The organism is Globicatella sulfidifaciens DSM 15739, from assembly GCF_900167405.1.
GTDB lineage: Bacteria > Bacillota > Bacilli > Lactobacillales > Aerococcaceae > Globicatella > Globicatella sulfidifaciens.
In genome coordinates, this window is record NZ_FUWO01000032.1 from 1 (window position 1) to 7,393 (window position 7,393).

The window sequence follows — 7,393 nt, forward strand, 5'->3', positions numbered from 1 at the left end:
AAAATCCTGACGTATCTGATGATACAAGGCGTTGTGCAAAGTCGTTTGACCTAATTCAAAGTTATGGTCAAAGATATATGTCGAAACAAAATTACAAGCGTTTAAAAACTGTTGTTGGGTTTCTTCGAATTTTTCAATATCACTAGTACTTGGGTATAATTGCACTTTAATCGTTTTCGTTAACTGCATCTTGTCACCTCTTTCCTCTTAAATACATTATACCATCTATTTAGTGAAAACATTAACGATAACCTAGTAAAATCAACAAAAAGAGCTGTCTATTTCGCTAATTCCTCCTAGGTATTAATACCGAGGTTTCCTTAGCTGACAGCTTGTAAATGAATGATTTGCCAAGCTTTACTAAATCCTTTATTAATCAAAATGACTCATTAAAAAAACAACTATAATTACTATTCATTTAAAGGGCATTTTTCGCATTCTATAAAGCCTAAACAAGTTTTATTGTTAATGTGAATACTTACTGCAACTCTCATCCATAAATCTGCTCAGTCGTTCATTTTTAGTTATTTCAATTGTCATCTTTACATTCATTATACTGCTCTTAATTCATGATTCAATCAATTTACTTGTTCTATATATATCTTTTACAATCCATTTTTTCAGCTAAATAGCACGGTAATCAAATAAAATAATTATTTAGTTCTTAAACTGTCCTCTTGACGATTAACAAAAAAACCGAAGCAAAAAGTATTCTCATTAAGCTCCGCTACTCTGCTTCGGTAAAAATATTATTCAAATAATCCTTTTAAAAGCTCTTGAAATTCTTCTTCTGTCGCTACAATATGTTGATTACTATCTTCACCATCTAAAACGCCATCGATATTTAATTCATCTAAGTTTTCAGATAGATTGTCCCAATTTACTACTTTTTCTTTGTCTGCATCTTTCATTTTACACCCTCCATCATAAATATTATTTATGATTATATTATACCGTAAAACCGCCTACAATTAAATATAAATTATTTAGCTGCTTTCATTTTAGGACATTGGACACGTAATAAATCCACTGTTTCAAATAGACTGGTTACATAATCAGTATCTAACATATAGATAACATGTTTCCCTTCTTTTACAGATTTAATAATGCCGTTATTTTTTAAGGTAATTAAATGATGTGATGTGGTCGCTACAGAAGCATCAATAAATTGAGCTATTTCATTTACACATAATTGAGGATAGTGAGATAAAATTTCGACAATCTTAACTCGGTTTAAATCCCCTAATATTTTAAAAATAGTTGCTTTATGTTCTAGGGTTGCTTCGTCAACAAAGTTCGATAATTTCTTTTTCTCACGTTCAATTTCTACATCAGCCATACAGATGTACTCTTTCATATTATGCCTCCTCTTTTCCAAAATTATATCATCAAATAGATGAAATTGCTATTTGATACATTATAAATGCTTTAATAGAGTTATCAATTCCTCTTTATTTTAATCGTTTTTACTATTCCTCACCGATGGTGGTTTCTGCTAATGTTGTGGTTTCTTCAGCAGAGTCTGTTTCTGCGGTTGCCTCAGATTGCGTATTTTCTTCATCGTTGGAACTTGTTGTTTCCGCGGTTACCACTGAAACTAACCCATCAGCAAAGATATCAATACCTGTTTTCTTAATAAATTCCTGGCTTGAGATGATCTTTTTAGCATCTGGTTGTTTAATCGTTGCTTTTTCTAAACCTATACGATATTCAATAACATGATGCGCATCATCGGTTGAAAGACTCATGGCTATTTCCCCTAATTTCATTGAGAAACTGATTGTGCCAAGATACCCTTTTTGTAATTCTTCTGTTAAACGCTTCGTTTCATCAGTAGCTTCCTCTAATGATTGAGCCAATTCGACTAGTTGTTGTGACTCTTTTTGATCAATATTAAAGACATAAACTGTTCCTTCTTGTTCTGTTTCATGAACCTCAGCACGGTTCGTGTTCTTTTCAACATATTGAGTAATTAATTCTAACATCCAATGATCAACTGAATTCAATCGTTGTAAAAGTGTATGATTACTTCCATTAACCTCTGGATGCTCAATATAAGTGCCTAAAATATCATCGATATGTTCTTGTGCGTAGACATAATAAGCTTCGACTGAACTATCTTTATATTGTTCATAGTCATTATTTAAGCGTTCCGCAGCTAATTTTGCTAAATCTTCTGCTAAATAAAACGAAGTTTTAACATTATTTTGTTCGTCAGTTTGAATCAGAACATTAGTGCCGCCATCATTACCTTTTTGGTTTAAAATATAGTAAAGATGATTATCCTTTAAACCCGATAAACTATCAAGCATAAAATCCACACCGTTTTCACTTTCCATTAAATTAAACATTGTGGACTTATTCTCAGGAGAATTTTTAAGTGCCTCAAGTAGCGCTTGTGGATCTTTAAAGTCATATTGACTCTCACCATTTTTTTCCACAATAGAAGTAATATTTCTGGTAGTATCTGACTCATCAGCTGCTGGTGTAGTAGATGTTTCAGCAGGTGTTACGGTTGTTTCTGTTTGGAGTGTTATTTCTGTTTGGCTACTTTCTTCTGCATGCATTATTGGCAAAGAAAAATTTGTCAACAATAAAAGCAAACTAAGTTTTGTTAATTTTTTATGCATGATTTGCCCCTTTCTCCAAATATTTTTTGACTTCATTTCCCACAAACAGACGATTGTTATCGGTAATTAAAATCGGGCGTTTAATTAACATTCCATCAGATGCTAGTGTTTGGATTTTTTCTTCGACTGTAAAATTTTTCCAATCATTCTTTAATTGGCGTTCTCGATAAACTTGCCCGTGGGTATTGACTAATTTATCGATATTTTCCTCATTAATAGAAGACAACCAACCACGAATTTGATCCGCAGTTGGTCGATCCGTTCTGACATCTTGATATTGATACGTAATATCCGCTTGTCTTAATAATTTTTCGATTTGACGGCAAGTACTGCACGTTTTAAGTCCTATTAAATAATACATTGTTGCTCCTTAATAATTAGTCAATATTTCAGCAATCGTGACAACTAAAGGCATCACCACATCTGGATTTAACCATTCTGTTTTACCTGTTGTTACGGTTAACAAAGCATAGCTCCAAACTTTAACATCGGAATATGTTTCAATATTTGTTTGAAGATATTTTTTTAAGAATAATTTAGTAAGCGAATGCGCTTGACTTTCTTTGAATAGTGGTCGATCACTCTTTGATAGTTTTCCTTGATTACGAGCATTATTGGCGGTTGTTTTATTCCCTGTGATAATACGCGTAATAAAAGAAGTCGTCTCAGTTTGACCTGGCGCAGTTCCTTGATTAACACTCGTCGTAGTAGATGACTCCGGTGCCGGTGATTGATCAGTACTATCTGTTACTTCGACTGAATATACCGTGGTTTCAGTTGGTGGTTCGGTCTCTAATGGCTCTGTTGTTTCAGGAGTTGTTGTGTCATCATCAAATGAACCTGGTGCCCCTGGGGTCACTTCACCACTCTCTTCAATAATTTCCTCATAAACTTTAGTCGTTGTTGTTTCTACGATAATCGTTTCCGTATAACTTTGAGTATTTTGATTAGTAGAGTAACTGTTCTCTTGTGCAGCGACCATTGTATTTGAAGTTAAATGAACGCTTGCAAATAATGTTATTAATCCTATCGAAAAAGTTGTCCTCATGTAATGTTGCTTAGTCTTAAACAATATTGTCGCCACCCTTCATCAGTTAATCCTCTTCATAATTATATTATCATAATATAAATTGAAAAATCTAATTGTTACCATTTTGTAGTAAAACATTAATCAAATTTTCGTTTTGGAATCGTATTGTTATAAACCCCATTCTTAAATTCAGTTCCCTAAGTATCTCCTATTGCTTGTTATGGCTTAAAAAGTCTTTTTTATGTTTGAATACCTATAGTGACAATGCTATAATAATATTGATGAAAAGCATTTCACAAGGAGGAGAATTATGGAATTTTTAACTTTTAAGACAATGGCAGAAGGTTCACAAAAAGCTTTTGAAATTATCAAAGAAGCTAAGGAAAATGGTGCTAACACTTTCGGTTTAGCAACAGGCAGTACACCTGAAAAGTTGTATGAATTAATTGTAGCATCAGATTTAGATTTCACCGATTCAATTTCTATTAATTTAGATGAATATTACGGTTTAAGCGGCGATCATCCTCAAAGCTATCGTTATTTTATGCAACAACACTTATTCGATCACAAACCATTTAAAGAAACTTATGTTCCAGATGGTTTAAATACTGACGCAGAGGCAGAAGCTGCTCGTTATGAAGCAATTATTGATGAAAATCCAATCGATGTACAAATTTTAGGTATTGGTGAAAATGGTCATATTGGTTTCAATGAACCTGGTACTTCCTTTGATGCAAAAACTGCATTAGTTGATTTAACTGATTCAACTATCCAAGCAAATAAACGTTATTTTGAATCTGAAGCAGATGTTCCTCGTCAAGCTTACAGTATGGGAATTGCTTCCATTATGAAATCTAAAAAAATTATCTTAATGGCTTTCGGTAAAAACAAAGCCAATGCCATTAAACAATTAATGGCCGGTGAAGCAACAACAGATTGCCCGGCAACAGTTTTAATTAACCATCCCGATGTAACGGTCATCGTAGATGAAGACGCTGCATCACTCATCTAATCTTTATTATAATTCAAAGCCTCATACTTCGGTATGGGGCTTTAGTTTGATTTCGACACCCTTTATTCGAAATGAGTCCCCCTTCTTAAAATTAACTGTAAATTTAGATGATTGACTAGACAATTAAGGTTTCGATACCGCTTAATATACCTCTGCTCCTTTCAGACTGCTTTTCGCTTATTTTTTGTAAAGACTGAAAAAAACCTGCCCCGACAGGACAGGTTGTCATCATCGATTGATCATTTAATTTAATGTTGGTAGGTAACTCCCGAAGTCATACAATCTTTTAAGATGGTTACGACCTCATCTTTAGTTAATGGGACATAGCTATTCGTTAAACGTGGTTCAACCCGTTCGGCCATTTCTTCAAAGTACTCTTCATCGATTTCAACTTCTGGTAAAGTCATCGGTAGGCCAGCGTCGACAAAAAATTGATATGTTTTTTCGATCGCTTCTTTAGCCATCGAAAACTGATCAGCTTGATAGGGAATTCCCCATACATTATGAGCATACATTGCAAAACGATCTACTGTTTCTTCATTTAAAATATACGACATCCAGCGTGGTGTTAAAATGGCTAATCCGACAGCATGGGTGATATCATAATAGGCTGATAACATATGTTCTATCGGATGACATGTCCATGGTCCTGGTCGTCCGATCGAAGTAATACCATTAAGGGCCATCGTAGAAGACCACATTAAATTAGCACGCGCTTCATAATTATCCGGTTGCTCTAATGCAATAGGTAGATAATGGATACACGCTTTTAATATCCCTTCAGCTAAGCGATCTTGAACAAACACACCTTCTTCTCGATTGAAGTAAATTTCAAATGTATGACTCATAATATCTGCTGTGCCGGCAGCTGTCTGATTTTTAGGCACAGTGAAAGTATACGTCGGATCACAGATTGAGGCATATGGATATAAAACATAAGCGCCTGTACCTTTTTTCTCTTTCGTTTCAAAGGTGGTGATAACCCCACCTGTATTCATCTCTGTTCCAGTAGCAGATAAAGTCAAAATATCGATTAAAGGTAAAGCATCTTTAATTTTACTTGAATCTGCAACTAAATCCCACGCATCGCCATCATATTTTGAGGCAGCAGCTATGACTTTGGAACAATCAATCGTTGAGCCTCCACCTACTGCTAAAATCACATCAATATGATGCAGTTTACATAATTTTGCCCCTTCACGCACTGATTCGATTCGCGGATTGGGATCAATCCCACCTAATTCATAAATCTCACAATCGGCTAGTAATTCTTTTACACGATCATATAGACCATTGCGTTTAATACTGCCACCACCGTATGTTAATAACACACGCTTGCCAAAACGATGAATTAACTCCGGTAAACGTTCAATTTGATTTTTTCCAAAATAGACCTTAGTTGGTATATCATAGACGAAATTCTGCATAATGACACCCCTTATATTTGATGCTTTTATTATAACAAAGTTCATCTTGATACAAAAAGAAATCTGTTTTATTTTTGTATTTTTCTATATATTAATAGGTCAACTTATGTTTATTTTTCTATTTTATTTTGTATAATAGAAATATAAGAATAAAAATGGGAGGCTGAATATATGTATATTTCCAATATAAATTCTTCTTCAATTAAAATCAGTCGAATTGAACATTATTTGTTACAAACTAAGGATAGTAAAGTATTACAGACAGAAGATAATTTGATGTTGATTTATGTCAAAAAAGGCCAAACTCATTTTGGAATTGATGACAAAGATTATCGTTGTCAAGAAAATGATATCTTAATTTTAAATCCACAACAAAAAATATCGTTTGAAGTAGATAAAAATTCAGAAATCATCACAATTTTATTAACCGGTTTTGTCTTTACCTCTTCTGTCAATCTTGATTCTGTAGATGGTCACTTTTTAGTGCATAACCGTGGACGTACTTTACGTCATTATTTCGATTTATTATTACTTGAAAATGAATCAAAAAGTCGAGGCACTGACCAAATTATTAAACGCCTAGTAGAATGTATCATGATTTATGTGTTGCGTCATTCGGATATTTCAATTAAGGATAATGGAAAATTAGCAAAATCAAAAGATGTACAAGAAGTCCAAAATTATATCCGTGATCATTATTCGGAAAAAGTGACGCTAGAACAATTGGCAGAGGTGTCAGATATTAATAAATTCTACTTAATCCGTATTTTTAAACAAAATACTGGACTTTCGCCAATTGATTATTTGATTCATGTGCGTATCGAAGAAGCAGAAAAACTTTTAATTCATACTGACGAGCAAATAGCGGATATTTCAGCTAAAGTTGGTTTTAATTCACCATCACATTTTACTAAAGCATTTAGAATGATTAATCATATTACGCCATCACAATTTAGAAAAAAACATCGTCATCCATAATTAAAAAACTCTTTGAATGATATCTCATTAAACTTAATAACTGTTTTCGCTTCATAAGCTCAGTTGTTTAAAATATTGACCTTGATTGGTTAAGGGATTTTCACTCGTAGGCGATACTTTACCGGTTGTTTGGTCTTCGCTCATTGCAATCGTTCCCCCTATGTTAATGATTAAAATTTTCTTCATGGTTACCTCTTATGAACTACAACGCCATTATAATGGCGTGTTTCTAGGAACACTCATGACTTGTTCCGCTTATTTCAAAGCAAAACAGCGGTCTAAGCTATTTAACTAAGGCCTGTTCCAGGCCAATATT

Annotated in this window: 9 protein-coding genes and 1 pseudogene; 2 read left to right on the forward strand and 8 right to left on the reverse strand. The window is 33.6% G+C overall.

Annotation, left to right across the window (positions count from 1 at the left end; genetic code table 11):
- From B5D12_RS09795 to B5D12_RS09815, 6 genes and pseudogenes are all read right to left on the reverse strand, one after another.
- Positions 1 to 189 (reverse strand): annotated as a pseudogene (locus tag B5D12_RS09795) (RNA-guided endonuclease TnpB family protein); the annotation flags it as partial.
- Positions 190 to 749: 560 nt separating this feature from the next.
- Positions 750 to 911, reverse strand: a complete 162-nt coding sequence (locus B5D12_RS10220; RefSeq protein ID WP_159443925.1) for a hypothetical protein — start codon at positions 909 to 911, stop codon at positions 750 to 752.
- Positions 912 to 982: 71 nt separating this feature from the next.
- On the reverse strand, positions 983 to 1,357 hold the full coding sequence (locus tag B5D12_RS09800; RefSeq protein WP_078756633.1) for an ArsR/SmtB family transcription factor: 375 nt from the start codon (positions 1,355 to 1,357) through the stop codon (positions 983 to 985).
- 112 nt (positions 1,358 to 1,469) lie between these two features.
- Positions 1,470 to 2,630 (reverse strand): hypothetical protein, encoded by a 1,161-nt coding sequence (locus tag B5D12_RS09805; RefSeq protein WP_078756634.1) that lies wholly within the window; start codon positions 2,628 to 2,630, stop codon positions 1,470 to 1,472.
- Positions 2,623 to 2,991 carry an arsenate reductase family protein gene (locus B5D12_RS09810; RefSeq protein WP_078756635.1) on the reverse strand — a complete coding sequence of 123 codons (369 nt, stop codon included), beginning with the start codon at positions 2,989 to 2,991 and terminating at the stop codon, positions 2,623 to 2,625. Before B5D12_RS09810 ends, B5D12_RS09805 begins: the two co-directional genes overlap by 8 nt.
- 9 nt (positions 2,992 to 3,000) lie before the next feature.
- Positions 3,001 to 3,702: a hypothetical protein gene (locus B5D12_RS09815; RefSeq protein WP_078756636.1), complete on the reverse strand. Its 702-nt coding sequence runs from the start codon at positions 3,700 to 3,702 to the stop codon at positions 3,001 to 3,003.
- Positions 3,703 to 3,970: 268 nt separating this feature from the next.
- On the opposite strand from B5D12_RS09815, the gene B5D12_RS09820 reads away from it, so the two are divergent.
- Complete coding sequence (locus tag B5D12_RS09820; RefSeq protein WP_078756637.1) at positions 3,971 to 4,672, forward strand: glucosamine-6-phosphate deaminase; 702 nt, start codon at positions 3,971 to 3,973, stop codon at positions 4,670 to 4,672.
- Between the two features lie 248 nt (positions 4,673 to 4,920).
- Here B5D12_RS09820 and B5D12_RS09825 read toward each other — a convergent pair whose 3' ends face one another.
- Positions 4,921 to 6,099 carry an iron-containing alcohol dehydrogenase gene (locus tag B5D12_RS09825; protein ID WP_078756638.1) on the reverse strand — a complete coding sequence of 393 codons (1,179 nt, stop codon included), beginning with the start codon at positions 6,097 to 6,099 and terminating at the stop codon, positions 4,921 to 4,923.
- Between the two features lie 171 nt (positions 6,100 to 6,270).
- Between B5D12_RS09825 and B5D12_RS09830 the strand changes: the two genes are divergently transcribed.
- Entirely contained in the window at positions 6,271 to 7,077 is an 807-nt protein-coding gene (locus B5D12_RS09830; protein ID WP_078756639.1) for a helix-turn-helix domain-containing protein, read from the forward strand.
- 51 nt (positions 7,078 to 7,128) lie between these two features.
- On the opposite strand, the gene B5D12_RS10135 is transcribed toward B5D12_RS09830, so the two are convergent.
- A complete protein-coding gene (locus B5D12_RS10135; protein ID WP_407645215.1) occupies positions 7,129 to 7,263 on the reverse strand; it encodes an asparaginase domain-containing protein in 135 nt (44 codons plus the stop codon).
- Between the last annotated feature and the right edge of the window lie 130 nt (positions 7,264 to 7,393).

Coding starts and splice junctions, on each gene's coding strand:
- B5D12_RS10220 (WP_159443925.1), bottom strand. CDS start 911: ATGAAAGATGCAGACAAAGAAAAAGTAGTAAATTGGGACAATCTATCT.
- B5D12_RS09800 (WP_078756633.1), bottom strand. CDS start 1,357: ATGAAAGAGTACATCTGTATGGCTGATGTAGAAATTGAACGTGAGAAA.
- B5D12_RS09805 (WP_078756634.1), bottom strand. CDS start 2,630: ATGCATAAAAAATTAACAAAACTTAGTTTGCTTTTATTGTTGACAAAT.
- B5D12_RS09810 (WP_078756635.1), bottom strand. CDS start 2,991: ATGTATTATTTAATAGGACTTAAAACGTGCAGTACTTGCCGTCAAATC.
- B5D12_RS09820 (WP_078756637.1), top strand. CDS start 3,971: ATGGAATTTTTAACTTTTAAGACAATGGCAGAAGGTTCACAAAAAGCT.
- B5D12_RS09825 (WP_078756638.1), bottom strand. CDS start 6,099: ATGCAGAATTTCGTCTATGATATACCAACTAAGGTCTATTTTGGAAAA.
- B5D12_RS09830 (WP_078756639.1), top strand. CDS start 6,271: ATGTATATTTCCAATATAAATTCTTCTTCAATTAAAATCAGTCGAATT.
- B5D12_RS10135 (WP_407645215.1), bottom strand. CDS start 7,263: ATGAAGAAAATTTTAATCATTAACATAGGGGGAACGATTGCAATGAGC.